At 69.3% G+C, this 25,284-nt stretch carries 24 protein-coding genes; 12 read left to right on the forward strand and 12 right to left on the reverse strand.

Annotated features, from left to right (window positions below; all coding sequences use genetic code 11):
• Positions 1–5 precede the first annotated feature (5 nt).
• Positions 6–443 carry a helix-turn-helix transcriptional regulator gene (locus tag ACFE76_RS00210; protein WP_375429712.1) on the reverse strand — a complete coding sequence of 146 codons (438 nt, stop codon included), beginning with the start codon at positions 441–443 and terminating at the stop codon, positions 6–8.
• 153 nt (positions 444–596) lie between these two features.
• Between ACFE76_RS00210 and lat the strand changes: the two genes are divergently transcribed.
• The gene (lat, locus tag ACFE76_RS00215) at positions 597–1,958 is read left to right on the forward strand and encodes an L-lysine 6-transaminase (RefSeq protein WP_375429713.1); all 1,362 of its coding nucleotides are present in this window, start codon (positions 597–599) and stop codon (positions 1,956–1,958) included.
• A gap of 93 nt (positions 1,959–2,051) precedes the next feature.
• On the opposite strand, the gene ACFE76_RS00220 is transcribed toward lat, so the two are convergent.
• Positions 2,052–3,521, reverse strand: coding sequence for a metallophosphoesterase (locus ACFE76_RS00220; protein ID WP_375429714.1), 1,470 nt, complete (start codon positions 3,519–3,521; stop codon positions 2,052–2,054).
• Positions 3,522–3,666: 145 nt separating this feature from the next.
• Between ACFE76_RS00220 and ACFE76_RS00225 the strand changes: the two genes are divergently transcribed.
• Entirely contained in the window at positions 3,667–4,263 is a 597-nt protein-coding gene (locus ACFE76_RS00225) for a uridine kinase (protein WP_375429715.1), read from the forward strand.
• Between the two features lie 224 nt (positions 4,264–4,487).
• Positions 4,488–6,128, forward strand: coding sequence for a GAF domain-containing protein (locus ACFE76_RS00230; RefSeq protein WP_375429716.1), 1,641 nt, complete (start codon positions 4,488–4,490; stop codon positions 6,126–6,128).
• Positions 6,129–6,171: 43 nt separating this feature from the next.
• Here the strand turns inward: ACFE76_RS00230 and ACFE76_RS00235 are convergent, their stop codons facing one another.
• A complete protein-coding gene (locus tag ACFE76_RS00235) occupies positions 6,172–6,813 on the reverse strand; it encodes a TIGR03085 family metal-binding protein (RefSeq protein WP_375429717.1) in 642 nt (213 codons plus the stop codon).
• Between the two features lie 329 nt (positions 6,814–7,142).
• On the opposite strand from ACFE76_RS00235, the gene ACFE76_RS00240 reads away from it, so the two are divergent.
• Genes ACFE76_RS00240 through ACFE76_RS00255 form a run of 4 tightly spaced genes read left to right on the forward strand, consistent with a single transcriptional unit; the run spans position 7,143 to position 12,258 of the window.
• Positions 7,143–8,681, forward strand: a complete 1,539-nt coding sequence (locus ACFE76_RS00240; protein WP_375429718.1) for an amino acid permease — start codon at positions 7,143–7,145, stop codon at positions 8,679–8,681.
• A gap of 24 nt (positions 8,682–8,705) precedes the next feature.
• Complete coding sequence (locus ACFE76_RS00245; RefSeq protein ID WP_375429719.1) at positions 8,706–9,551, forward strand: glutamate ABC transporter substrate-binding protein; 846 nt, start codon at positions 8,706–8,708, stop codon at positions 9,549–9,551.
• Positions 9,552–9,568: 17 nt separating this feature from the next.
• Entirely contained in the window at positions 9,569–11,443 is a 1,875-nt protein-coding gene (locus tag ACFE76_RS00250) for a putative nucleotidyltransferase substrate binding domain-containing protein (RefSeq protein ID WP_375429720.1), read from the forward strand.
• Complete coding sequence (locus ACFE76_RS00255) at positions 11,440–12,258, forward strand: metallophosphoesterase (RefSeq protein WP_375429721.1); 819 nt, start codon at positions 11,440–11,442, stop codon at positions 12,256–12,258. Before ACFE76_RS00250 ends, ACFE76_RS00255 begins: the two co-directional genes overlap by 4 nt.
• Positions 12,259–12,326: 68 nt before the next feature.
• Here ACFE76_RS00255 and metG read toward each other — a convergent pair whose 3' ends face one another.
• Complete coding sequence (metG, locus tag ACFE76_RS00260; RefSeq protein ID WP_375429722.1) at positions 12,327–14,117, reverse strand: methionine--tRNA ligase; 1,791 nt, start codon at positions 14,115–14,117, stop codon at positions 12,327–12,329.
• A 504-nt stretch (positions 14,118–14,621) separates the two neighbouring features.
• On the opposite strand from metG, the gene ACFE76_RS00265 reads away from it, so the two are divergent.
• The 4 genes from ACFE76_RS00265 (at position 14,622) to ACFE76_RS00280 (ending at position 16,918) form a co-directional block, all read left to right on the forward strand.
• Entirely contained in the window at positions 14,622–15,113 is a 492-nt protein-coding gene (locus ACFE76_RS00265; protein WP_375429723.1) for a hypothetical protein, read from the forward strand.
• 169 nt (positions 15,114–15,282) lie between these two features.
• Positions 15,283–15,459, forward strand: coding sequence for a hypothetical protein (locus tag ACFE76_RS00270; RefSeq protein WP_375429724.1), 177 nt, complete (start codon positions 15,283–15,285; stop codon positions 15,457–15,459).
• Between the two features lie 913 nt (positions 15,460–16,372).
• Positions 16,373–16,675: a DUF6247 family protein gene (locus ACFE76_RS00275; RefSeq protein ID WP_375429725.1), complete on the forward strand. Its 303-nt coding sequence runs from the start codon at positions 16,373–16,375 to the stop codon at positions 16,673–16,675.
• Positions 16,676–16,918 carry a hypothetical protein gene (locus ACFE76_RS00280; RefSeq protein ID WP_375429726.1) on the forward strand — a complete coding sequence of 81 codons (243 nt, stop codon included), beginning with the start codon at positions 16,676–16,678 and terminating at the stop codon, positions 16,916–16,918. It begins immediately after the preceding gene.
• 548 nt (positions 16,919–17,466) lie between these two features.
• Here the strand turns inward: ACFE76_RS00280 and ACFE76_RS00285 are convergent.
• The 7 genes from ACFE76_RS00285 to hisD all read right to left on the reverse strand — a co-directional run bounded on the left by ACFE76_RS00285 (position 17,467) and on the right by hisD (position 22,994).
• On the reverse strand, positions 17,467–18,297 hold the full coding sequence (locus ACFE76_RS00285) for a nitrilase-related carbon-nitrogen hydrolase (RefSeq protein WP_375429727.1): 831 nt from the start codon (positions 18,295–18,297) through the stop codon (positions 17,467–17,469).
• A gap of 119 nt (positions 18,298–18,416) precedes the next feature.
• Positions 18,417–19,397, reverse strand: a complete 981-nt coding sequence (locus ACFE76_RS00290) for an ester cyclase (RefSeq protein WP_375429728.1) — start codon at positions 19,395–19,397, stop codon at positions 18,417–18,419.
• A gap of 83 nt (positions 19,398–19,480) precedes the next feature.
• Positions 19,481–19,729 (reverse strand): hypothetical protein, encoded by a 249-nt coding sequence (locus ACFE76_RS00295; RefSeq protein ID WP_375429729.1) that lies wholly within the window; start codon positions 19,727–19,729, stop codon positions 19,481–19,483.
• 300 nt (positions 19,730–20,029) lie between these two features.
• The gene (locus tag ACFE76_RS00300) at positions 20,030–20,722 is read right to left on the reverse strand and encodes an alpha/beta fold hydrolase (protein WP_375429730.1); all 693 of its coding nucleotides are present in this window, start codon (positions 20,720–20,722) and stop codon (positions 20,030–20,032) included.
• A complete protein-coding gene (locus ACFE76_RS00305) occupies positions 20,719–21,120 on the reverse strand; it encodes a hypothetical protein (RefSeq protein WP_375429731.1) in 402 nt (133 codons plus the stop codon). Before ACFE76_RS00305 ends, ACFE76_RS00300 begins: the two co-directional genes overlap by 4 nt.
• Positions 21,117–21,536 (reverse strand): hypothetical protein, encoded by a 420-nt coding sequence (locus ACFE76_RS00310; protein WP_375429732.1) that lies wholly within the window; start codon positions 21,534–21,536, stop codon positions 21,117–21,119. Before ACFE76_RS00310 ends, ACFE76_RS00305 begins: the two co-directional genes overlap by 4 nt.
• Before the next feature lie 132 nt (positions 21,537–21,668).
• Positions 21,669–22,994: a histidinol dehydrogenase gene (gene hisD, locus ACFE76_RS00315; RefSeq protein WP_375429733.1), complete on the reverse strand. Its 1,326-nt coding sequence runs from the start codon at positions 22,992–22,994 to the stop codon at positions 21,669–21,671.
• A 315-nt stretch (positions 22,995–23,309) separates the two neighbouring features.
• Here hisD and ACFE76_RS00320 point away from each other — a divergent pair, with 315 nt between their 5' ends.
• Complete coding sequence (locus ACFE76_RS00320; RefSeq protein WP_375429734.1) at positions 23,310–24,215, forward strand: hypothetical protein; 906 nt, start codon at positions 23,310–23,312, stop codon at positions 24,213–24,215.
• Between the two features lie 4 nt (positions 24,216–24,219).
• Here the strand turns inward: ACFE76_RS00320 and ACFE76_RS00325 are convergent, their stop codons facing one another.
• Complete coding sequence (locus ACFE76_RS00325; protein WP_375429735.1) at positions 24,220–25,284, reverse strand: adenosine deaminase; 1,065 nt, start codon at positions 25,282–25,284, stop codon at positions 24,220–24,222.

A 25,284-nucleotide genomic window follows, 5' to 3' on the forward strand; every position in this document is an offset into this window, starting at 1 on the left:
CCACGCTAGGCCGCGGCCACGCCGTTGGCTTCTTCGTTCCTGCTCGGTCTGCGGGCCGGTCGGGTGCGGACCTTGGCGACGCAGGCGGGCATCGCCAAGACCCCGTCGTGCTGCCGTCGCCGGTAGGTGCTCGGGGACTCCCCGACGATCTCGGCGAAGCGTGAGCTGAACGACCCGAGCGAGGTAGAGCCGACGGCCATGCAGGCGTCCGTGACGCTCATCCCGGACCGCAGCAGGGCCATCGCCCGCTCGATCCTGCGGGTCATCAGATAGCTGTACGGCGTCTCGCCGTACGCCGCGCGGAACCGGCGCGAGAAGTGGGCCGGTGACATCAGCGCCCGGCGGGCCATGGTGGGGACGTCGAGCGGCAGGGCGTAGTCGCGGTCGATCAGGTCCCGGGCGCGCCGCAGGTCAGCCAGGCTGGCGAGCTCCTGCGGGGTCATGCCCGGACGTTAGCAGTTTGCCGTGACTCGTGGGCCTTCGGCGCCCTCGACCGGCTCAGGACGCCGTTAGTTGCGGTGAAAGCCGCCTGACGCACTAATATCTCTAGTATCAGACGGTTCTGTCTGGATTATTGGTCGAGTCTGGAGGTCCTGATGGCCGAGCGTACCCACGTCTCCCCTGCCGAGGTGCACGAGGTGCTGGGGCGCCACGTCCTGACCGACGCCATGCTGCTGGTGCTCGACCTGCGGCGCAGCCGGGGCTCGCGGCTCGTCGACGCCCGGGACGGCACCACCTACCTCGACCTGTACACCTTCTTTGCGTCCGCCCCGCTGGGGATCAACCCTCCGGGGCTGTCCGACGACCCGACCTTCCTGGCCGCGCTGGGCGAGATCGCGGCCAACAAGCCGGCTAACCCCGACATGTACTCCAGCGCGTACGCGGAGTTCGTGGCCACATTCGTGCGGGTGCTGGGCGACCCGGCCCTGCCGTACCTCTTCTTCGTCGAAGGTGGCGCGCTGGCGGTCGAGAACGCGCTCAAGGCCGCGTTCGACTGGAAGAGCCGGCACAACGAGGCGGCTGGTCGCAGTCCCGAGCTGGGCACCAAGATCCTGCACCTGACCCGCGCCTTCCACGGCCGCTCCGGCTACACGATGTCGCTGACCAACACCGAGCCGAACAAGACGGAGCGCTTCCCGCAGTTCGACTGGCCGCGGATCGACGTCCCGGCGGTCCGGTTCCCGCTGTCCGAGCACCTGGACGAGGTCGTCGCGGCTGAACAGCACGCGCTCGAGCAGGCGCGGCGGGCGTTCGCCACCCACCCGCACGACATCGCTGCCTTCATCGCCGAGCCCATCCAGGGCGAGGGCGGGGACAACCACATCCGTCCCGAGTTCTTCGCCGCTCTGCGCGACCTCGTGCACGCCAACGACGCGCTCTTCATCTTCGACGAGGTGCAGACCGGCGTCGGCACCACCGGCAGCCCGTGGGCCTACCAGCAGCTCGGCGTCCAGCCCGACCTCGTCGCGTTCTCCAAGAAGGCTCAGGTGGGCGGCGTGATGGCCGGCGGCCGGATGGACGAGGTGCCCGACCACGTCTTCCGCGTCTCGGGCCGGATCAACTCCACCTGGGGCGGCGGGCTGACCGACATGGTGCGCTCGCGCCGGCTGCTGGAGATCATCGAGGCCGACGGGCTGATCGAGACAGCCGGACCCAAGGGCGAGCGACTGCTGACCGGGCTGCGGGACGTCGGCGCCCAGCACCCGGAGCTCGACAACGTCCGCGGCCGCGGGCTCTTCGCCGCGTGCGACCTGCCGACGCCTGAGCTGCGGAACGCGGTGGTGGCCGACCTGTACGACGTCGAGCACGTGATCGTGCTGCCCTGCGGCGTCCGGTCGATCCGGTTCCGGCCGGCCCTGTCCATCACCGAGGAGGAGCTGGACGAGGCGGTGGCCGCGCTCACGCGTACGGTCGCTCGCCTCACCGGCAGCAACGCCGTCCCCACCCTGGGGGCCTGAGCCCCGCACCGCCGGCAACCCCCGGGCCGGCTTCGTCGGCGACCCGGCGGCAGGCCCTTGTCTATCACCCCGGCCTGGCCGTCCCCAACAGCCTCACCGGACGAAGGTGACGCCCTTCAAGGTCTGGGTGTAGGTCGACCAGGTCTTCTTGCTGTCCGGGGCGTAGATCCGGGTCTTGATGGTCTTGGTCTTCGTGTCCACCGTCATCAGCCGGGTCGGGTTGGTCCGCGGGTCGTGGAAGGTGGTCAGGAACGAGTAGATCTTGTTGCCCTGGACGCCGGTGTCGACGCGGGCTTTGCGCGCCTTGCCCGTGTGGCCGGAGAACACCATCTTGACGTTCGGATAGCGGCTGACCAGCTGCTGCCACAGGTACGCGGGGCTGCTGTCGCCGTACCCCTCGTCGGTGGTGCCGATCTTGCCGCCACTGGTCAGGTAGTAGTGGGTCGACACGATCACGTTGTAGTCGGGGTGGGAGGCGACGACCTGCCGCGCCCAGGCCACCACCGACGCCCGCGGGCAGAACTCCAGGCTGAGCACCATCCACTTGAGACCGCCGGCCCGGTAGAGGGTGTAGAGGTTGTCCACCTTGCCGGTCTCGAAGACCCCGCCGACGCCGCGGAAGTCGTCGGTGGTCAGGGTGGCGTTCATCGTCGCGGTCTCGCGGATCAGGGCGTGGCTGCGGCCGGGGTCGCGGGCGCCCCCGCCCGGCCCTGTGGCGAGGGTGTCGTGGTTGCCGACCGCCACCGTGTACGGCAGCCCGGCCTGCTGCAGCGGAGCCAGACCGCGGGCGGCGGAGGCCCACTGGGCGTGGTCGTCGGTGTCCCAGTTGACGAGGTCACCGGTCTGGAGCAGAAAGCTCATCTTCGGCTGCTTCAGCACCCAGCGGGAACGGTTGACCAGCCGCGGGTCGGCGGCGCGCAGCACCTCGAGCTGGGTGTCGGGCACCACGGCGAACGAGAACGCGGTGCTGCCGGTCGTCGCGATGGGCCGGGTGCTGAGCACCTCGGGCGGCGGGCTGACCGCGGTCGCTCGCGCGTAGAACTGGACCCCTTCGCTGGTCCAGCCGTCGCCGCTGAGCGCCGCAGCGGTCCCCGTGAGCGCGAACCGGTGCCGTCCGTCCTTGACGTAGCGCTCGACGCCGCTCAGGCAGGACGCAGGCGTCACCGAGGCGTAGAAGCTCGCGGTCTGGTCGGCGTAGCCGGCCGCCTCGAAGCGGGCGATCTCGTCGGGGCCGGTGGCGTACACGTAGTCGCCGGTCCGGACGGCGTACAGCCGTCGGACGGCGACCAGGCCGAGGTCGGCCGTCCGGGAGGCTCGGAAGACCGGGCCGAGGTCGGCGGTGAAGCCGTACTTCGCGGCGCCGGCGGCTTCGCGCGGCCAGACCGTCAGCAGGCCAGACCCGGTCGCGGGGTCGACCCGCTGGAGGACGGGCTCGGAGAGGTCTCCGCAGATGACCACGGCCGCGGCCGCCGGCGAGGGCCGCAGGTCCGGCGCCACGAACAGCGTGGCGGCCACGGTCAGGCTGACGAGCGCGCAGAGCGGACGGGAGAGGGAGAAGGGCACGCTCGGGAGCTCCAAACTGATGCGTTCCCGAGGTGCGTCAGCCTATCCGAGGGCTGGGTCCGACCGGCCGTCGTCACCACAACGTGACCGGCGGTCCGCCGCATAGGATCGCTCGAGCGCCGAGCGAGGAGAGGGACGCAGTGACGTGAACCGCACGATGGTGCTGCTGGCGGGCGCTTCGGGCAGCGGGAAGTCCCGGCTGGCCGCGGTTGCCGGCTGCCCGCGGCTGAACCTCGACGACTTCTACCGCGACGTCGACCACCCGGGCCTGCCGCGGACGCTCGGCACGGTGGACTGGGACCACCCGGGTTCGTGGGACCTTGAGGCGGCCGTCACCGTGGCTGCGACGCTCTGTCGGACGGGCGCAGCAGACGTCCCGGTGTACGACATCGCGGCCAGCCGGCGTACGGGCTGGCACCGGGTCGAGCTGGGCGAGCACCGCGTCTTCGTCGCCGAGGGCGTCTTCGCCCCCGAGCTGGTCGGATCGGTGACGGCGGCTGGGGTGCCGTTGACGGCCCTCTACCTGGACCGTTCCCGGACCACCAACCTGGTCCGCCGGTTCCTGCGGGACGTGGTCGAGCACCGCAAGCCGTTGCTCTTGCTGGTCCGGCGCGGCTGGGCCCTGTGGCGCGAGGAACCGCGGATCCGGGCCCGCGCCCTCGCGGCCGGCTGCCGACCGGTGACGATGGCGGCGGCGCTGGCTGAGCTGCGCGCCGCGGGGGCCGCCGAGCTCTACCGGTGACCTGAGGGGAACAATGAGCCAAGAATAGGCCAGAAGGCGCATAGATCGGAGCCTTTAGGAGAAAAAGCGCCCGGAAATCAACGCGGCAAATCTGGGGTCAGGTATTTGCTGAGCAAAGCCGTTTTCGCGTACTGTCGTCATCACTGATGCGGCGCTGACTGCTTGCAGCCGGCCCGGTTCGGTGAGCATCGAGCCCGTCCGTCGCCAAGGAGATAACGTCGACCATGCCACCTGAGGAGACCCGGCCAGACGGCGGCCCAGCTGCCCGCCTGGAACGACTCGTCGAGGCCAACCGGCTGATCATGGCCGAGCTCTCCCTCGACGGTGTCCTGCGCCGGGTGGTGGAGTCGGCTCGCGCGATCGTGAGCGCGCAGTACGCCGCGCTCGGCGTCGTGGGATACGACGGCGGGCTGGAGCAGTTCGTCCACTCCGGGATGGACAGAGAGACGGTGCTCGCCATCGGCGACCTGCCGAAGGGTCGGGGTCTGCTCGGTGCGGTGACCGACACGGGCTCGACCGTTCGGCTGGAGTCCGTGGCCGCGGACGGACGCAGCTCCGGCGTGCCCTTGGACCATCCCGCCCTGACCTCGTTCCTGGGCGTCCCGATCCGGACGGCCGCCGGCGTCTACGGCAACCTCTACCTCGCCAACCCCGTCGGGCGGCCGGCGTTCAGCACCGAGGACGAAAACCTCATCCGCTCGCTGGCGAGCACGGCGGGCACGGCGGTGACGAACGCCCAGAACTACACCGAGGCGCTGCAGCGGCACGAGTGGCTGCGGGTCTCCTCCGAGGTCAGCCAGCGCCTGATGGCCGAGGACGAGGACACGGCGTCGATGCTGGCCGGCCTCGCCCGTTCCGCCCAGCAGATCGCCCGGGCCGCGGGTGTCTTGATCACGCTGCCGGTCGTGCGTACGCCCCGGACCCTGGAGATCGTCGCGACCAGCGGGGAGGGGGTCGAGCAGTACCGCGGGATCCGCTTCGACGCCAGCGGCAGCCTCTCGTGGCAGGCCATGCAGCTGGGTGAGCCCCTGGTGGTGCAGGACGTCCACGCGTACCTGAAAGAAGCCCCCCACCTGCCCCTGCCGATGCCGATCAACCACGTCATGGTCGTGCCGCTGCTCGGTCGCGACACTGTCCGCGGGACCGTCACCGTCGGTCGGACCAAGGACTGGCCGTTCACCGAGAACGACAAGGAGCTCGCCCAGGCCTTCGCGGTCCAGGCCACGCTGACGCTGGAGATGGCGGACGCCCGGGCGGACCAGCAGCGGATCGCGATGCTCGAGGAACGCGCCCGGATGGCTCACAACCTGCACGACAACGTGGTGCAGCGGCTCTTCGCCGCCGGGCTGACCATCCAGGGGGCGTCCGGACTCTCGACGGACCCGGCCGTCCGTCAACAGCTCGCCACCGCCGTCGAGAACCTCGACGAGACGATCCGCACCCTCCGGACGTCCATCTTCGACATCGAGCCGTCGGTGGACGCGGTGCCTCCGCTCGCGGGTCGGATCCTCGCCGTCGTGGTGGAGATGACCGCCATGCTCGGATTCACCCCCGTCCTGGAGGTGACGGGGTCGGTCGAGCTGGTCACCGACCCCGAGCTGACCTCCGACGTCGAGGCGGCGTTGCGAGCCGCGCTGATCGAGGTGGCGCAGCACGCCAACGCCACGTCGGTCCGGGTCGACGTCGACGTCGACGGTCTGATGCTGACTCTCATCGTCACCGACAACGGCTCGACTCCGCTGGCTTCTCGACCCTCGCCGGGTCTCGACGAGCTGCAGCGACGGGCCGAGGAACGCTCCGGAGCGCTGGCGCTGAGCGATATCGGCGGCGGTGCGCAGCTGTTCTGGTCCGTCCCGCTCGCCTGAGACGGCCGTTCGTTCACCGGCGACGACCGCTCAGGTCAGAGGATCAGGTGGACGCGACCCAGGACTGGAACGAGGCCACGGCCGCAGGCGGACCGGAGACCTGGACGTGTGCGGCGGCTCGCCGGCCGGTGACGTAGAGGGCGAGCTCGACGGGCTCACCGGTGATCACCACCGGATCGTCCCCCTTCTTGACCGCTGCACTGGCTCCGCCGGGCACGGCCAGCACGACCGGGACGGGTGAGCGGCGGAACGTCAGCCGCCCCATCAGCGACAGCTGCTTCCAGACCGCCTTCAGCTGGGCGGGGGGCAGCGTCCGGGGCTCGGCCGCGACGACCCCGCCACGCCGGACGTCCTCGTGGTGCACGACGTACTCGACCAGGTTGATCTGCTCGGACGCCCAGCTCATCGGCGACCAGCGGGGCGGCCCGGCGACGAACCGGTCGACGAGCGCCGCGTACCCCTCTGGGGTGCTGGCGCCGTCGGCGAGCCGACCGAGGTTCTTCTCCTGGCCGGGCTTCGGCCGGCTGATCGCGTCGCCGATCGAGCCGACCGCGTCCTGCTCCCGCTGCACCAGGTGCGCGAGCAACCGCCGGGTCGACCAGCCCGTGCACAGCGTGCTGGCGTCGGCGTCAGCCCGTCTCAGCGTGTCGACCAGTGCCTTCTTCTCCGTGCTCGCCCATCCCATGCCTGGCAACCTACCCGGCCGGCCGGCTCAGCTGTCCGCGGCGGTGAGGACGGCGGTCCCGAAGAAGCGCCCGGGCCACAACTTGGCTGGACGCGGGGGCCCGAACAGACACGAGAGCATTCCTTCCGCAGCGCCGACGGGCCACCCAGCCGCTTCGCCAGCAGGTGAGGACCTCGGGAAATCCTCGCCGGGTCGCGCCTTGCTGTAACGGGACGGTAAGGGCCCGCAACGCGATCGACTCATCCATGTGGCTAGGGTCACAGGAAGTTTCGCGCTGCGGCCCCGACGGGTAGCTCCCCCGCCACGTCGACTCCTCGAGGAAGATGCCCATGACCCAGACAGACACACAGCCAAACTCGCTCAATGCTGAGCAGGTCGGCTACAAGCAGACCCTGAACAGTCGGCACGTGCAGATGATCGCCATCGGTGGCGCCATCGGTACCGGCCTCTTTCTCGGCTCAGCCTCCCGGCTGCACAACACCGGACCAGCCCTCGTCATCAGCTACGCCGTCGTGGGCGTCATCGCCTACTTCCTGATGCGTGCCCTGGGCGAGCTGGTGCTGCACCGCGCAACCTCCGGCGCCTTCGTCTCCTACATGCGCGAGTTCTTCGGCGAGAAGTGGGCGTTCGTCACCGGCTGGATCTACTGGCTCAACTGGGCCCTGACCGGCATCGCCGAGCTGTCGGCTGTCGGTCTCTACATCCAGTACTGGTGGCCGAACATGCCGACCTGGGCCACGGTGCTGATCGCCTTGGCCGTCGTGCTGTCGATCAACCTGCTCTCGGCTCGGGCGTTCGGGGAGTTCGAGTTCTGGGCCGCGATCCTCAAGGTCGGCGCCATCCTGATCTTCCTGGTCGTCGGTCTGGTCGTCGTCATCGGCGGCTTCGACATCGGTGGCCACAAGGCCGGCTTCCAGAACCTCTGGAGCAACCCGGGCGGCTTCTGGCCGCACACCGGTGACTTCAACTGGTACGGCCCGATCCTGGTGATGTCCGGCGTCGTGTTCGCGTACGCGGCCATCGAGATGGTCGGGGTCGCCGCCGGCGAGATGGCCGACGCGGAGAAGGAGGTGCCGAAGGCGGTCAACGCGGTGATCTTCCGGATCGCGGTGTTCTACATCGGCTCCATCCTGCTGCTGGTCTCGATGCTGCCGACCGACCAGTACACGGCCGGCACGAGCCCGTTCGTCACGGTCTTCGAGAAGCTCGGCCTCACCTGGATGAGCACCGTGATCCAGGCCATCTTGATCGTGGCCGCCATGTCCAGCCTCAACTCCGGCCTCTACTCCACCGGCCGGGTGCTACGCAGCCTCGGCATGTCCAAGCAGGCGCCGCAGTTCACCCTCAAGATGAGCAAGTCGGGTGTCCCGTGGGCCGGCATCGTAATGACGTCGGTGGTCTTCGTCCTAGGCTCCGTGCTGAACTTCCTCACCCCCGACGCGTTCGAGATCGCGGTCGAGGCGACGTCGGTGATGATCCTGTTCACGTGGGGGACGATCTTCGCCTGCCAGATCCGGCTGCGGCAGCTCACCGACCGGGGCGTGATCCCGAAGGGTGCGTTCCAGGCTCCGGGTTACCCGTACACCTCGCTGATCGGCCTGGTCTTCCTCGTCCTCGTCCTGATCGGACTGGCCATCTCGGGCTGGCAGGCCTCTCCGTACCTGTTGCACAAGACGAGCTTCCTCGTCGTCGTGTTCGGTATCCCCGTGCTCGCCGCGGTCCTGGCGCTCAGCTGGCGCGTGGTCAAGCCCAAGGTGGTCGAGAACACCGGGAACAAGATCGAGTCCCTCTGGACCCTTGACGGCCCCCGCTACAGCGACGTCACGCCGGACGACCTCGACCCCGCCGACGACGCCTCGATCGTCTGAGATCGACGGAACAGGAGAACGTAGATGCGCACCATCCAACGACGGATCGCGGCAGCAGCACTGGCCGCCGTCACCGCCATCACGCTCGCCGGCTGTGGGTCGGGCGGCGAGGTGGGGACGCCGGCCCCGCTTCCCGGGGCGTCGGGCGGCAGCCTGAAGATCGGCATCTCCTTCGACCAGCCCGGGCTGGGGCTGAAGACCGGGGACACGTACACGGGGTTCGACGTGGACACCGCGACCTACGTAGCCGCCGCCCTCGGGGTGTCGAAGGACAAGATCACCTGGGTCGAGGCCAACCCGGCCGACCGGGAGAAGCTGCTCGAGGACGGGTCAGCCGACCTGGTCTTCTCGACCTACTCGATCACCGAAGACCGCAAGCAGGAGGTGGACTTCGCGGGCCCGTACTTCGTCGCCCACCAGACGCTGCTGGTCCGTCGCAACGAGGAGGACATCTCCAGCCCGGAGACCCTCAACGGCCGAACGTTGTGCTCGGTGACCGGGACCACGTCGTCGGCCTACATCAAGGACAACTTCAAGGGCAAGATCACGCTGAAGGAGTATCCCAAGTTCTCCGACTGCGTCTCGGCGTTGGCCGCCAGCACGGTCGACGCGGTCACCACCGATGACGTCATCCTCGCCGGCTTCGCCGCCACGCCGCAGTACAAGGGCAAGCTCCGGCTGGTCGGCAAGGGCTTCACCGATGAGCGGTACGGTGTGGGCGTCAAGAAGGGCAACACCGACCTGGTCACCAAGGTCAACGAGGCTCTGAAGCAGTACATCACCGACGGGTCGTGGAAGAAGTCGCTGCAGAACAACGTAGGCCCGTCCGGGTACAGCATCCCGAGCCCGCCGACGCCCGGGACCGCCTGACCGGAGTCACGCCCCCCGTGCCGGAGGACCTCGCAGCCCTGCTCGCCGGCTACGCCCCCTTCGACTCCCTTGACCCGGGGTCGTTGCGGGCCGTAGCCGGCGAAGCCAGGATCGAGCACCTGTCGTCCGGCGAGCTGATCTACGACGCCTTCACCAAGGCCACCGCCGAGGTGTTCCTGGTGATCGCCGGCCGGGTGGAGCTCTGGAACCTGGCCGACGCGCTGAACGAGCCGGCCGACCAGGTGCTCGGTCCGGGGGGCGTCTTCGGCTTCTCGGCCATGCTGACCGAACGTCCGGTCGGTCCGCGGGCGGTCGCCACCAGCGAAGTGACCGTGGCCCGGATGCCGGGAGCGGTCGTCGAGCCCGCCTTCACCTCGCGACGCGGCGCTCGCTACCTGGCCGAACAGATGGCGACGGCCAGTCGGCAGGCCGCCGCCGGGGCGCCGGCCTTCAGCACGGTCGACGAGCTGATCCTTCGGCAGCCGGTCGTCGTCGCACCGGACGTCCCGGCTGAGGAGGTCGCCCGCCAGATGACGGCCGGCAGCTCTGGCTACGCCGCCGTGCACCAGCTGGACGGCTCCTACGGTCTGATCACCGACGCCCTGCTGCGCCGGCACATCCTGGCCGGTACCCAACCGCCCACCGTCGCCGCGGGACAGGTGATGGACCCGACCCCGCCGGTCATCGAGCTGGGCAGCTCCGCAGCCGAAGCCCTGATCATGATGCTGGACGCCGACGCCGAGTTCCTGCTCGTCACCGACCGCGCCGGCCAGCTGCGGGGTGTCGTGGCCCCCCGGGACTTCGCCGTCTCGCCGACCACCGCCGGGGTCGCGCTGCACGAGCAGCTGCGCCGGGCCACGACGCTCGACCAGCTGACGATGCGGACGCGACGGGTGCCGGCGATGCTCGCCGACCTCCTCTCCCGCGGTCTCGCGGCCGACAAGGTGATCGCGGTGCACTCCGCCATCCGCGACACCGTGATCCGGCGGGCCATCGCTCTCGTCTTCGCCGACCACCCCGAGCTGTCGGTCGATGCCTTCACCTGGCTGTCCCTGGGCAGCAACGGGCGACGCGAGGCGGTGCCGAGCTCCGACGTGGACTCCGCCGTGGCCTTCGTCGACGAGCTGTCCGAGGCCGAGGCGGACGCCTACCGCACCGTCTTCGGCGAGGTCGAGGCCGTGCTGACCGGGGCGGGCCTCAGCAGCGACGCCCACGGCGCTACGGCGAAACGCCGACTCTTCGCCCGGACGAACGCCGACTGGCGACGCGTCGCCGGGCAGTGGCTCGCCAACCCGGTGGAGAACCAGGGCGCCATCATGACGTCCCTCCTCGTCGACGGCCGACCGATCCACGGCGACCCCGGCCTGCCCGCCGCCGCCGCGGTGTTCAGCGACCTCCGCCGCCACCCCGGCACCATGCGGCTGCTGCTGCAGGAGTCGCTGTCCCGCCGGGCGCGGATGCCCCCCAGCCGCGGGCTGCTGACCCGGCGTACGGGCAGCTTCGACGTGAAGGACCACGCCTTGCTGCCGATCGTCAACCTCGCCCGCTGGGCCGCTCTCAGCGTCGGGTCTGCCGCGCTGCCGACCACGGAACGGCTGCAGGCCGCCGCCGGCTCCGCGATGCTGCCGCAGGACCAGGCGCTCACCCTGGTCGAGGTGTTCGAGGTGCTGCAGCGGCTGCGGCTGCGCTACCAGATCCGCCAGCACCAGCGCGGCGAGACCCCGACGGACCTGGTGCAGCTCGACCAGGTGAGCCCGATCGACCGCAGCGTCCTCGCCCAAGCCGTCCGCGAGGTCTCGGCGGTGCAGCGGCGGATGGACAACGTGTCGCAGTACGTGCCCGCAGAGGGCTGGGCGTTGCCCGACGCGGACGCGTCGTCGCACCAACCGTGACCTCGCCGCGCCGGGTGGCGGTGATCGGCGACGTCGCCGGCCACCTCGAGGAGCTGGTCGGCGAGCTGCGCCGGCTGGGTGCCGACCCGGAGACCGGGACGCTGCCGGCCGACCTCGTCGTCATCCAGGTCGGCGACCTCGTGCACCGCGGGCCCGAGTCGGCCGCCGTGGTCGCGCTGGTCGACCGCTACCTCACCGACGTCCCCGACCAGTGGCTGCAGCTGGTGGGCAACCACGAGGCCCAGTACCTGCGCGAGCCGGTCTTCACCTGGCCCGAACAGCTGCCTGAGGAGGCCGCCGACACGCTGCGACGCTGGTGGGACAGCGGTCAGCTGCGGGTGGCGGCTGCGGTGGTCACCCCGGAAGAGCGGTACCTGATCACCCACGCCGGCCTGACCGCCGGCTTCTGGCGATCGGTGCTCGGCGCCCCCGGTGACGTCCGGCAGGCCGTAGCGGCCCTGAACGCCCTGCCCAGCGGCCGCGGCGACGCCGTCTTCCGGGCCGGCGAGCTGCTCGGGCGCCGCCGGGACTCCGCTGCCGGTCCGCTCTGGGCGGTCGCTTCGAGCGAGCTGGTCCCGAGCTGGCAGGACAGCCTGCTGCCCTTCAGCCAGGTGCACGGACACACGTCGGTCTTCGACTGGTCCCACCGGCGGTTCGCGCCCGGCCCGCCGGTCACCGCCGCCCTGACCAACCTGGACGAGGAGGCCAAGCACGCCGTCGTCACCTTGCGCGGCGGCCGGATCATCGGCATCGACCCCGGCCACGAAGAGAGGCCCCGCCGCCCCTGGCGCTCCTGGGAGGTGTCCGTCACCTGACCCACCCCTTCTGCCGACTTGTCAGAACTGAGTTGTCCTAGGGGACAACTCAGTTCTGACAGGTCGGGTCAGGCGGGGTCGATGGGCGCCCAGGAGGGGCCGGTCCGGCCGAGCTCCTCGTCCAGCTTGGGGAACAGCGGGGTGGGCTTGACCAGGGGCGTTCCGGGGACCAGCGGTCGACTGGCCCAGTGGGCCTGCTCGGCGGCGTAGTCGCCCATGATCACCGGATAATCCGGTCCGCTTTGCTCGCTGACCTGGCGGATCTCCGGCTCGGCGGCCCAGACGCCCTCGCCACCCAGGGCCGCGTGCACCTTCTGCGCGGCGTGCGGCAGGAAGGGCGTCATCAGTGTATTGACGTCGCTGACCACCTGCAGGGCCGTGTGCAGCACGGTGTCGCGACGTTCCGGGTCGTCCTTGAGCTTCCACGGCTCGGCGTCGGAGAGGTACTTGTTCGCCGCCCCGGCCACCCGCATCGCCTCGCTGATCGCGGCCTTGAAGCGGTTCCGGCGCAGCAGGTCCCCCACCACATCGAAGGAGGCCTGCGAGGTCTGCAGCATCGTCGCGTCCAGGTCGGTCAACGCGCCGGGGGTGGGGATCGCCCCGACGTTCTTGTGGGCCATCGACACCGACCGGTTGACCAGGTTGCCCCACTCGTTGGCGAGCTCGAAGTTGGTCCGGCGGACGAACTCGTCCCAGGTGAAGTCGCTGTCGGTGGTCTCGGGCCCGGCGACGGCGATGAAGTAACGCAACGCATCCGGCCCGAAGTCGCGGAGGAAGTCCCCGACGTAGATCACCTTGTTGCGGCTGGTGGAGAACTTGGCGCCACTCATGGTCAGGTACTCACTCGACACGACCTCGTCCGGCAACCGCAGCTCGCCCATCGGGCCGACCTCGCCACCGTGGTCGCCCTGGCCGTTGTGACCGAGCAGCATGCCCGGCCAGATCACGGAGTGGAAGACGATGTTGTCCTTGCCCATGAAGTAGTAGCTGAGCGCCTCGGGGTCGCTCCACCACAGCTGCCACGCGTCCGGGTCACCGGTACGGCGGGCCCATTCGACCGAGGCGGACAGATAGCCGATCACCGCGTCGAACCAGACGTACAGCCGCTTCATCGGCTGGTCGCGCCAGCCGTCCAGCGGGACGGGGACGCCCCAGTCGAGGTCGCGGGTGATCGCCCGGGGGCGCAGGACGGCGAGCAGGTTCTGGCTGAACTTGAGCACGTTCGGTCGCCAGTCGCTGCGGTCGCCGAGCCAGCGCGACAGCGAGCCCGACAGCGCCGGCAGGTCGAGGAAGAAGTGCTCGGTCTCCTGGAAGAGCGGTGTCTCGCCGTTGATCCGCGACCTCGGGTTGATCAGGTCCACCGGGTCGAGCTGGTTGCCGCAGTTGTCGCACTGGTCGCCGCGGGCGGTGTCGTAGCCGCAGATCGGGCAGGTGCCCTCGATGTAGCGGTCGGGCAGCGTCCGGCCGGTGGACGGGCTGACCGCGCCCATCGCCGTCTGCGGCACCACGTAGCCGTTCTTGTACAGCCCGAGGAAGAGCTCCTGGGTCACCCTGTAGTGGTTCTGCGTCGTGGTCCGGGTGAAGAGGTCGTACGACAGCCCGAGCCCCTGCAGGTCCTCCACGATCACCCGGTTGTACTTGTCCGCCAGCTCGCGGGTGGTCATCCCCTCGCGCTCGGCCTGGACCGAGATCGGGGTGCCGTGCTCGTCGGTGCCCGAAACCATCAGCACGTCGTGCCCGCTCATCCGCATGTAGCGGGAGAAGACGTCGGACGGGACCCCGAATCCGGAGACGTGACCGATGTGGCGCGGGCCGTTGGCGTACGGCCAGGCCACGGCGGTCAGCACGCGTGAGCTCATGAGGAGAACCCTATGCCGCGGGAGTCCGAGTCCAGCTACGTTCTCAGTCGGGCCGGCTCTAGGCAGGCGCAGCTCGACACACCTCGGCTCAGCGCCCGCCGTCCAAGCGCTGGCGGCTCGCCCTTCAAGCCCTTAAAAGCTGCGACCTCTGTAGGACGAGTGTTTCACGCTCGGTGGCGACAAACCGGCTTTGTGTACCGCGCTGTGGACCTGAGTTGCGGATCCGAAAGGGATTGTCGCGCCATCGGCGGACGGCCCACCAGGTCGGTTCCTCGCGTGAAGCACTTATGTCACACCGGCGGGTGACAACGTGGCGGGCCTTCGCGAACTACTGTGAGTTGGAATCAAAACCGTCAAGGAGAGGGCACCATCATGGCCTGCGTCCAAGCTGGGCACCCGCGATGCGCGTGGTGCAACGAAGCAGTTGTGAACGGCTTCAAGGATCACCATTGTCAGTGGGGTGCCTGCAAATAGCCTACGGCATCACTCAACAGGTAACGACTCATGGATTCTTCCGCCGCCTTCGTCATCATCATCCTTGGGATTATCGCGCTGGCTGTCGTCGGCAGAGTCGCAGGGGCGATGCTGACCTCACCAAAGGTCGTGAAACTCGGCGGCGACGTCCCGAACCCGGATCGATGGCTTCCGGAGGCGGCAGCGAAGTCAGCGATAGGATTCTCGTCGGTCAGATGGGAATCCCGCGCCTACATCGTTGATGACGCAGACGGACAGCCGTACGAGCACATCGGCCTCATTAGTGGCGCCGGTGGCCGCTACCGCGTTGAGGTAAGGGCGCCGCATGTAGGGCCCAACGGATCGGTGACAGCAGCGACTGTGCACCTCACGGCCTTCGCCTATCGACGTTCTCCGGTCAGCCTTATCATTCTGGGCAAGTATCCGGACAACGTCGCCCTCGCGGCTCGGAACAGAATGATCCGCAAGGTCAAGGGTCATGCGCGCCGCGCGGCGAAGCAACGCACCCAGGGAAGGGGGTGAGGACATCTCGGTGAAGTCGTACCGCCGCGGCGCGGACGTCGAGCGCGGAAGTCACGCGGCTGCGCGTAGGCCGGCGTACTGTGCAGCGCAAGATCAGGACGGCCCACCATGGATGGGTAAACGATTTTCAATACACCGCTTTATCACTCCCTCATCACGAGGAGTTCACGTGCCCGACATCCCACCGCCCACCCACTCTGAGGTGCGGCGTGCTGAAGAGAATGCCAACGCCGGGCAGTATGCCGACGAGCAGGCAAAGCGTCGCAAAAAGGAGGAGGAGGAACGGCAGAAAGCATTGATCGTCGAATCGCGTCGCATCGCCTCCGAGACCAGACAGGGGCGCTAGCTGTTGCCCGTGCCGAAAGGGCAACTCGTCCGAGCGCTCCGGTGCCGCCTGAGTGCGACACCCGTGGCACCCATTCACTTCAACTCCTCAACACACCTGTTGGTCCGCGGCCGATGCCAGGGGTCTGCGGCACGAGTAGGTGACATCTGGCCTGGGTGCCGGAGATGTCGCTGAAGGGATGTTGACCACCCTCCGAAGGTCTGCTGCGCCGGGCCGCGACCCGTCTCGACCTGGCCCTGGACGACGGCTCCGACCCGGCGGTGACGGTGCGCTGGCTCGTCGAAAGTCACAGCCACCCCGTGCCGGCGGGCGGCCTCGGTAGTGGCCGCCAGCTCCTCGGTCATCACGTTGCGTGCCACCAGACCCTCCCGCAGCCGGTGGACCAGCAGCGTTGTGCCTCCCGTGACCGTGGTCTCCTCCAGAGGAGCAGCGTCCATGGTCATTGCCCGATGATGCCCGAGGTCCGGGCGGTCGTTGCGGCGGACCTGTCACCCGGCCGGGTGACATGCGGCACCGATGCCGTACGCACCGCGGCCGGTACCGACGACCACTAGCTGAGAAACTGTCACCCTCAGGGACGACAACCAGGTCGCTCACCCTCGTTGAACCACGACACCCGGAATGAGCAAGCGGACCGGACCTCGTCTGGCCAGTCGCCGTTCGGCCTGTCCACTGTTCAGGTAAACCGGATGCCCGCCCGTAGGACGTAGGAGCGGGACCTCATCGAGCCTAAGGACCCTCAACAGCACGGACTCGGTCGATCCCCGGGATTCGAGGCGGTCGTCACCGAGGGAGGGGTGACAGGCCACTGCTGACCCGTACCAGCAGCGACGTCGCCGTTGCTTCCCTGAAGACGCGGAACTGGCTACGGCGATCGGGTGCAGTGTCAGCCGTTCGTGGGACACTGCTCGGCATGGTTGGCACGACGAAGATCGCGCGCACGGGTCAGGACATCTCCGCGGCGTTACGTGAGCTGTCGCCCGAGGAAGCTCCGGAGTTCGAGCGGGAGTACCGCGAGGCCCTCGTCCGCGCCGCGGACACCCTGGACCTGACCGAGTCCGAGTCGGTGCTGACTCGCTGGTGGGGGATCGCCGCCCTCCGCGCGAACCCGCTCACCGAGGAAGAGGTCGACCTGGTCCGGAGGTTCCGCGCCGGTGAGGACGTCGGACGGCCCTTCACCACCGTTCGAGCGGCAGCCGAGTCGACCGCGCTCTAGGTGACCCGCTATGCCGTGGCTTGGGTCGACATCGCCGAGGACCAGTACCAGGCGCTGTCCGGCCAGCAGCAACGACTGATTGACGCCCGCGTCGCCCAGATGCTCGAGGACCCCGAAACCAACTCCTCCTATGATCGGCGTACGGATCAGTGGACCACGACCGACAGCGCCAGCGTCGGCCTGATCACCTTCGTCTTCCGCCCGGACCGGCCCCGCCTCGTCATCCTCCGACTCATCTACTGAGGCCTCACGTCACGGAAAACCTTGAAGCCGGCCCGTCGAGTCGGCGCGTGCAACATGAGCGCCCCCTCGTGGTCTCTAGAGATCGGCGGGAAGGTTGTCGAGGTGGATGGCGCCGATCCCTGCCTTGCGGGGCCGCTCGACAGCAAGCAGCAGCCAGTCGCAGGTCCTCATCGATTGCTCGGCTCAAGGCCTACGACGACTGTAAGCAGACCCTCAAGCTCAGCCGGCTGGCCTCCTGAGGCGCGTCCTCGGCCCCGCGCAGGAGTGTGGGGATCCTCCGCGAGGTTGACAAGATCATGCCGCCCGAGGGGCCTTCCCCGTGGCCCGGATCGACGAGCAGGCCATCGGCTGCTCGGGCTCGTCGCCACGCAGCGCCTCGTCGCGGAGCACGTCGCTCACCACGGCTAAGCCTTGAGCCGGGCGGCCAGCCGGTGCACCACGGCCATCCGTTCCTCCCGGGTGACCAGCAGCTCGGCAACGTCGGCGACCCAGCCGGGCAGCCGGATCTAGTCCGATCTAGTCACACCGAAGGTGAGATCCGCCTGAGATCAGTAGAGGTCGGGGCGCCGGTCGGTCATGGCGTCGTTGTACGGGCCGACCGACTTGTCCAGGGCCCGGTCGAGGTCGAGGTCGGCCAGCAGCAGCGCCTCGCCACCCGTGGCCGGTCCGGCTACGGCGTACCCCTCGACGTCGCAGATCACGCTGCCGCCGACCCACTCGACCCCACGCTCGGCGCCGCAGCGGTCGGTGACGAGCACGAAGACCCGGTTCACCGAAGCGGCCGCTTGGGCCTTGACCACCTCCGGCGGCCGCTCCCCCGGCGGCGGGGAGTTGCTGGGCCAGTTGGACGGAGCGACCACGAGCTGGGCGCCACGGAGCGCGACGTCGCGGACCATCTCCGGGAACTCCAGGTCGTAGCAGATCATCGCCGCCACCCGGCCGACGCTGGTCGTCAGCACCGGGGCGGGCGCGTCGCCGGCGGTGAAGACGTTCTTCTCGGTCCCCCACAGGTGGGTCTTGCGGTAGACGGCGAGCACCTCGCCGCGGTCGACGACCACCAGACTGTTGAACGGCCGCTCACCCTCCGAACGTTCGCAGAAGCCGCCGACCAGCACGATCTGGTGCCGGGCGGACAGGTCGGTGAGCAGCCGTACGGTCGGTCCGTCAACCGGCTCGGCCCGCTGCCACGCCTCGGCGAGATCGGCGAACACGTAGCCCGACGTCACCAGCTCGGGGACGACCACGAGCTGGGCCCCCGCGGCAACGGCAGCGTCCACGGCCGTCACCACCCGGGCCAGGTTGCCGTCCGGGTCGTCGATGTCGATCCGCAGCTGGCAAGCCGCGACGGTCACAGGGGTGGCGAGACTCATACCGGTCATCGTGCCCGCCTGCCCCGAGGCGCGCGCTCAGCCAGCTTTCTCGGCCCACCCAGTCCGAGCGTCGTCACCTCGGTGGAGGGGACAGTCACGTCGGTCATGAGCGGTCCCTTTCGGGCACGTCAGTAGATGTTGGTGCTGTCGTAGGGAGTGTCGCCGCGCTGGACAGCGATCTGGGTGCGGACGGCGATCTCGTCGTAGAGCCGCACCTCGCGGACGATCCGACCGCCCTGGACCAGGAACTGCGAGATGCCCAGGATCTCCACCGGCGTTCCGGTCAGCGGGCCGAAGTCGGCCACACCGTTGTAGCGGCCCTTGAAGACCCAGGTGACAGCGATCCGGAGGCCGGCGTAGCGGGGGTCGTCGTTCGTCGCCAGGTCCCGGACCTCGAACCGACCGGTGGGGAACGGCCGCAGCAGCTGCAGCAGGGCCCGTCGGTAGTTCTCCGGCCGGAGGAAGGTGCGATAGCCGATGGTGTGCAGCGTCAGGTCGCGAGCGAAGTAGCGCTCGACCGCGTTCAGGTCGCGGCCGTTCCACACCTGGTCGATCATCTCCAGCACCATCGCGGTCTCGGCGCGGAAGTCATCAGGTCTGGGCCCGGAGTCGCCGACGGCCAGCACGTCGGTCGGCGGCGCCTCGGTCATGCTGCCCGAGTAGCCGAGATAGCCCTTCTCGCGCGCCACGGCGTCGGGGTCCTCGCCCACCTGCAGGGCGATGGCGAGGGAGTCCCGCACCACCCACTCCTCCACCATCCGACCCCGCCGGTACAGGCAGTTGGCGATGGTGCGGTGGATGAACCCGACGGCTGGGTCGGCTGAGAGGACCAGGTGCGAGCTGAGGAACGCGTCGTCGCCGCGGGCTTCCCAGATCACGTCCTCGGCCTGGCCGACCCGATCCGGGGTCGTCGCGACGCGCATCAGGGTGCCAGCCACGACCTCGTCCACCCCGACCGAGGTGCCGTACGCGCCGTGGACGATCGAGTCCGGCTCGTAGTTCTCCCAGATGTGACCGATGGACCGGTTCACCCAGATCAGGTCGGTCACCTCACGGATGAAGTCGTCCGGGTCGGCGTACGGCTCGAACGCCACGGGGTCGAGCGGCATCGGGTCTCCTCCAGGTCGACGGTACCGATGAGGTCGAGTGTATGCGTATGCACTTATCTGGCTCAAGGGGGGTTGGGCAGGCTTCACACGGCGTGGCCGTCGAGGGTGCCCCGCCGCCCCATTCGGCTCGGGAACGACTCGTGCCGGTAGGACTCGCGCCGCCCCCTCGATCCGCTCCACCAGAAGCTGGCCGCCCGCCGCGCCATCGCGTCCAGGTCGAAAGCCACCGTGACCGACTCGGAGGTGCGGTTGACAGAGACGAACGGCACTCCCGGTCGCAGCCGGACTGGTCGTACCGACTCGACGGTCGTGGCGACGTCGTGGTTGGTCATCAGCAGTGGTCCCCCTCGCGTCGGTGTCTGCAGCCGATCGAGGCGTGCGCGGGCCCTGACCGTCCCGCCGCCGTCGGTCTTGAAGAAGTCATACGTATGTAGTCATCGGCCGCGACAGGTTGTCACGATGCCTACCTCGCTCGCGCCTGCCCGAGGACCCTGCCGCAGCAGCTGATAGACGGTGTCGACACGAAGATCGACTCGAGCGAGCACAGAGTCCAGCAACGGTTCAGCCCGCACACGTCTTCGGCTTCCAGCACGCGACGCCGGCGCCCCCTTGCTCAGGGCGGGTCGTGAGGATCAGGCCGCGGTCAGCCAGCGGCGGAGATGACCGCTGACCGCGGCGGGCTGCTCGAAGGGTGACAGGTGGGCGCACTCCTCGACCACCGCCAGCTCGGCGCCGGGCACCAGGCGGGCGATCTCCTGATGGCGTTCGAGCGGGCAGAGCCGGTCGTCCCGGGCGGCCAGCACCAGGGTCGGCACCCGCACCTGAGCCAATCCGGGACGTTCGTCCACCCGGGTGTCCTGCAACCGTAGCTGTGCGTCGTAGGTCGCCGAGCCGAGCTCTTCGGCCATGGCCAGCGTGCGCGTCACCAGGTCCGGGCGGTCTCCCAGCAGCACGGGCAGCAACGTCGCCTGCAGCTCCCATGCGGAACCGGACCCCAACCGCTCTCGCTGCTCAGCCCAGACCGCGCGCTGCGCCGGGGTCGGCGGGTACGGGTTGGTGGACAGCAGGGCCAGCCGGCTCACCCGTTCCGGCGCACGCCGGACGAGCGCCATCGCCACGATCGCACCGAGGGACAAACCCGCCAACGCAAACCTCTTCGGCAACAAGCCAAGGAGGCGGTCGACCTCGGCGTCCAGATCTGGCTCCTCGAGCACCGGCATCATCGACTCCACCTCGAGGTCCAGCAGCGACCAGAGATCGGGCGTGCACCCCATCCCCGGCAGCAGCACCAGCGGCTCGGCGACCGGCTCCGGAACGGGAGTCACCCCTGGACCGCGCCGGAGGCAAGCCCGGCCAACAGGTACTTCTGGGCGATGACGGCGACGCCGAGGGCGGGGAGGGTCCAGAGCCCCGTCGCCGACGACGCCTGTTGCCGCAGCGACAGGTTCTGACCGAGCGGGGTGAAGGTCGGGGTATCGGCGAAGGCGGGCGGGGGGGCGAGGCCGGGCGGGTTGGCCAAGGCTACGTCGGTCGGCTTGGTGCTCGACAGCGCCGCCCACAGGAACGGGAGCACCATCGGCACGCAGGTGATCCTCGGCAGGATCCCCCAGACCAGAGCCGCGCTCGGCCGGTGCACCCGTGGGCGAGGGCGGATGATGCGGTCGGCGACGCCCGGGGCAGTACGCGACGACCGACCGCTGGCCGCCGACAGCTCGCTCGTCACGCCCGGGCCCCCTTCACGGAGCTGGGTGTGGAGGGGCTGAGCAGGATCAGGATGAGGACGATCGTGAGCACGCTGACCGCGCTGCCCAGACCCAGGTACCGCGAGGACCCGTTGAAGGCGGCGCGATAGAGATGGACCTTCGACGGCTCGTTGCCGTTGGTCAGCAACGGTGGCGCCAGCGGTATCGGCGAGTCGAAGACGCGGACGACGGTCACCATCAGGACCGTGAGTCCCGGCACCCCGCGCCGGCTGCGGATGATGCTGAACAGGTGCCGTTGCCGGGGCGACGCGCCGTCGATCTGCGCGGCCTCGCGCATCTCCTCGAGCTCCGCCAGGTTCATCACCATGGCGGAGGGCAGCTGAACCCGACGACGTTCAGCGCGATGGACAGCCCGGAGCGAGCGGGAGATGCGCATCGAACCTCTCCTTCGACGTGTCGGACCCGGGGATGAACGGGCGGGCGGTCGTGCGGCTCGAGCGACTCCGCGCTGATCTGCTATACGTATGTCTCGGTGAGATGAGCCTCAGCCGGGACGGAGCTGCGGGATCTACTCGGAGGCGATCAGGTCGAGCCGCAGCTGGGCGCTGTCGCGGTGCCCCGGCATGCCCTCGAAGTCGGCGATGGTGACCACCGGACCGGCCTGGGCCGTGGTCGCCGCGCGGGTGGCTTTCTGGTACGTCAGCTGCTTGAGGTAGCCGGTGACCGACAACCCCGCGGTGTAGCGCGCGCCTCGGGCGGTCGGCAGCACGTGGTTGGTGCCGGACATGCCCTTGTCGGCGTAGGCGACCGTGCTCCACTCACCAAGGAAGAGCGAGCCGTAGTTGTGCAGGTTGTCGAGGTAGAAGTCGGGGTCGATCGCCAGGATCTCCAGGTGCTCGGGCGCCAGCAGGTCCATGATCTCGATGGCCGTCTTGGCCGAGTCGGCTACGTAGATGGAGCCCCAGTCGCGCCAGGCGGCACCGGCGATGTCGCGAGTGGCCAGGCCCTCGAGAAGACGGGCGATCTCGATCTCGACCGCCGCAGCCAGACTGGCCGAGGTGGTCACCAGGCAGGCCGGCGAGCTGGGCCCGTGCTCGGCCTGGGCGAGCAGGTCGGCGGCGACCATGGTGGCGGAAGCGGTCTCGTCGGCGATCACGGCGACCTCCGACGGTCCGGCGAGCACGTCGATGCCCACGAGCCCGTACAGCTGACGCTTGGCTTCGGCCACGTACGCGTTTCCGGCACCGACGATCATGTCGGCGGCCACACCGTCGAGCAGCCCGAACGCCATTGCGGCGAGCGCCTGGACCCCGCCGAGGGCGAAGATGCGTTCAGCACCAGAGGCCCGGGCGGCGTAGAGCACGGCTGGGTGCGCGGTGCCCTGGTGGGACGGCGGCGTGGCCGAGACGACGTTGGGCACGCCCGCCGCGCGGGCGACGCCGATCGTCATGAAGGCGCTGGCCAGCAGCGGGAAGCGACCCGCCGGCAAGTAGGCGCCGACGTTGCTGACCGGCACGTACTTCTGGCCGCAGACGACGCCGGGGATGACCTCGTCCTCGAAGTCGGTCAGGTGCGCACGCTGCAGGCTGGCGAAGCGGCGGGTGCGCTCAGCCCCGGCGTCGAGGGCGTCACGGAGGTCCTGGGGCAGTCCGGACGTGAGCGTCTCGACCTGGTCGGCGGGGATCTCGAAGTCGTCGCCACCGCTCCAGCCGTCGAGCTTCTCGGCGTAGCGGCGGACCGCAGGCAGACCCTGCTGCTCGATCTCGCTCAGCATCGTCGACACCTTCGCGATCACGGCCGGGTCCGACTGGGCGGCAACGTCTGGTCGGTCGGGCTCACGGACCACTGAGAAGGTGCCGGAAACCCGGTTCTTGTCGGCGAGCGTGAGATGCATACGTATAATGTAAGGAGTCCGGACCGGGTTGGCAAGCCTCACGTCCCTCCTCGGAGGGCGGTCATCTCCTGATGTTCGCGAGACGACAGCTAGCGCGACCTGCAGCTGACCCGACTTGTCAGACGTGAGTTGACCCAGAGGTCAACTCACGTCTGACAGCTCGGTATCCACAGGTATGGACGCGTCACGGCGCCATCCACAGATCTTCATTGGACCTCGCGGACGCCGACGACGACGCCCACAGTGGTGCCCATGCGTCGCACTCCCAAGCTCCCAGATGGGTTCCACCTCCTCGCATCGCGACAGGAGCGAGTGGTGACCAGGGCGCAGCTGCAGGCGCTCGGACTGAACCAGTTCGAGATCCGCGCTCAGCTCGCTGCCCGACGGTGGACCACGTGGGGTCGGCACGTGATCCTGCTGCACAACGCCGACCTGTCCCGCCGACAGCTGATGTGGGCGAGCACCCTCGACGTCGGAATGCCTGCGGCCCTCGTCAGCCACACTGCTCTTGAGTTGGCCGGCTTCCGCGACTTTGCGCGCGCTGCGGCGTTGGTGCACCTGATGGTGCCCAGGGGGGCCAAGGTGGTGCCCCATACCGGGCTCGTCGTGCACGAATCTCGCCGTGTCGATGCAGACTGGCACGTGGAACGCCAGGGCCTGCGGTGCACCAGCGTCGCGCGATCCACGCTCGACGCTGCGGCCTGGCAACCCTGGCCGCGCTTTGCTTGCGCCATCGCTGCAGCGGTCGTCCAACAACGCCTCTGTACTGCGCTGCAGTTGGAGGCAGAGATGCTGACTATCGGCCAGATCCGTCACAAGGCGTATCTGCGGGAGACCATCGTGGACATCGCCGGCGGCTCCGAGGCCATCAGCGAGCTGGACCTGATCCGAGTCTGCCGTCGTTACGGCTTGGCCGAGCCAGACCGGCAGGTGCGACGTAGGGACGCAACCGGAAGATGGCGCTACCTCGACGCCGAATGGGTGCTACCCAGCGGCGAAAAGGTCGTTCTCGAGATCGACGGGGCGCACCACTTCGAGGTCGAGCACTGGCAGGCCGACATGCGCAGGGAGCGGAGCCTTGTGGTTGACGGCTCCCGCGTGCTGAGGGCAACGTCGCTCGAGGTCCGACTCGAGCCCGCGTCCATGATGAGCGACCTCGCCCGCATCGGCGTACCCCGACTTGTCAGACGTCAGTTGACCCATGGGTCAACTGGTGTCTGACAACTCAGGTCCAGGCGGGCAGGATGACGTCGTTGATCAGGGCCTGGCGCTGGTCGAAGGGCAGGAAAGCGCTCTTGGCGGCGTTCAAGGTGATCCGGCGCAGGCCGGGGAGGTCGTAGCCGAAGTGCTCGACCAGGACGCCGTACTCGCCGGTCAGGGTGGTGCTGCTCATCAGCTGGTTGTCGCTGTTGACCGTCACCCGGAAGCCGAGCTCGTCCAGGACCCGGAACGGGTGCTCGGCCAGCGAGGCGACCGCGCCGGTCTGCACGTTCGAGGAGGGGCAGAGCTCGAGGGTGATCCGGGCGTCGCGGACGTACGCGGCCACCGGCCCGAGCACCACCTCGCCGTCGGCGTCGTGGCTGATGTCGCCGATGATCCGGACGCCGTGCCCGATCCGCCGGGTACCGCAGCCGAGCGCGCCCCGGATCGACTCGACCCCGGCGGCCTCGCCCGCGTGGATCGTGAACGGCAGCAGCTGCTCGCGCAACACGGCGAAGGCGTCGGCCCACTGCTCGGCGGGGAAGCCGTCCTCGGGGCCGGCGATGTCGAAGCCGGCGACGCCCTGATCGCGGTACGCCAGGGCCAGCTCGGCGATCCGGGTGCTCGGCGGCTCGTGCCGCATCGCGTCGAGCAGCTGGTGCACCACGATGGTCCGGCCCTGCTCGGCGGCAGCCGCGACGCCCTCGGCGATGCCGTCCCGGACGGCCTCCACCGCCTGCGCCTCGCTCAGCCCGCCCTCGGTAAGCCGCTCCGGCGCGTAGCGGGTCTCGCCGTAGACCACGCCGTCGGCGGCGAGGTCCTCGACGAACTCCCGCGCCACCCGGCGGATGTCCTGCGGGCGCTGCATGACCGCGACGGTGTGGTCGAACGTCTCCAGGTAGCGCACCAGCGAGCCGGAGTCGGCCGACTCGGCGAACCAGCGGCCGAGCGCGACCGGCGAGTCGGCGGGCAGCGGGTGCCCGATCTCGGCGGCGATCTCGAAGACGGTCGCCGGTCGGACCCCGCCGTCCAGGTGGTCGTGCAGCGAGACCTTCGGCAGCGAGCGCAGCAGGTCGAGGTCGAGCGTCAT

The sequence above is a fragment of the uncultured Friedmanniella sp. genome (genome assembly GCF_964244005.1).
Taxonomy (GTDB): domain Bacteria; phylum Actinomycetota; class Actinomycetes; order Propionibacteriales; family Propionibacteriaceae; genus Microlunatus.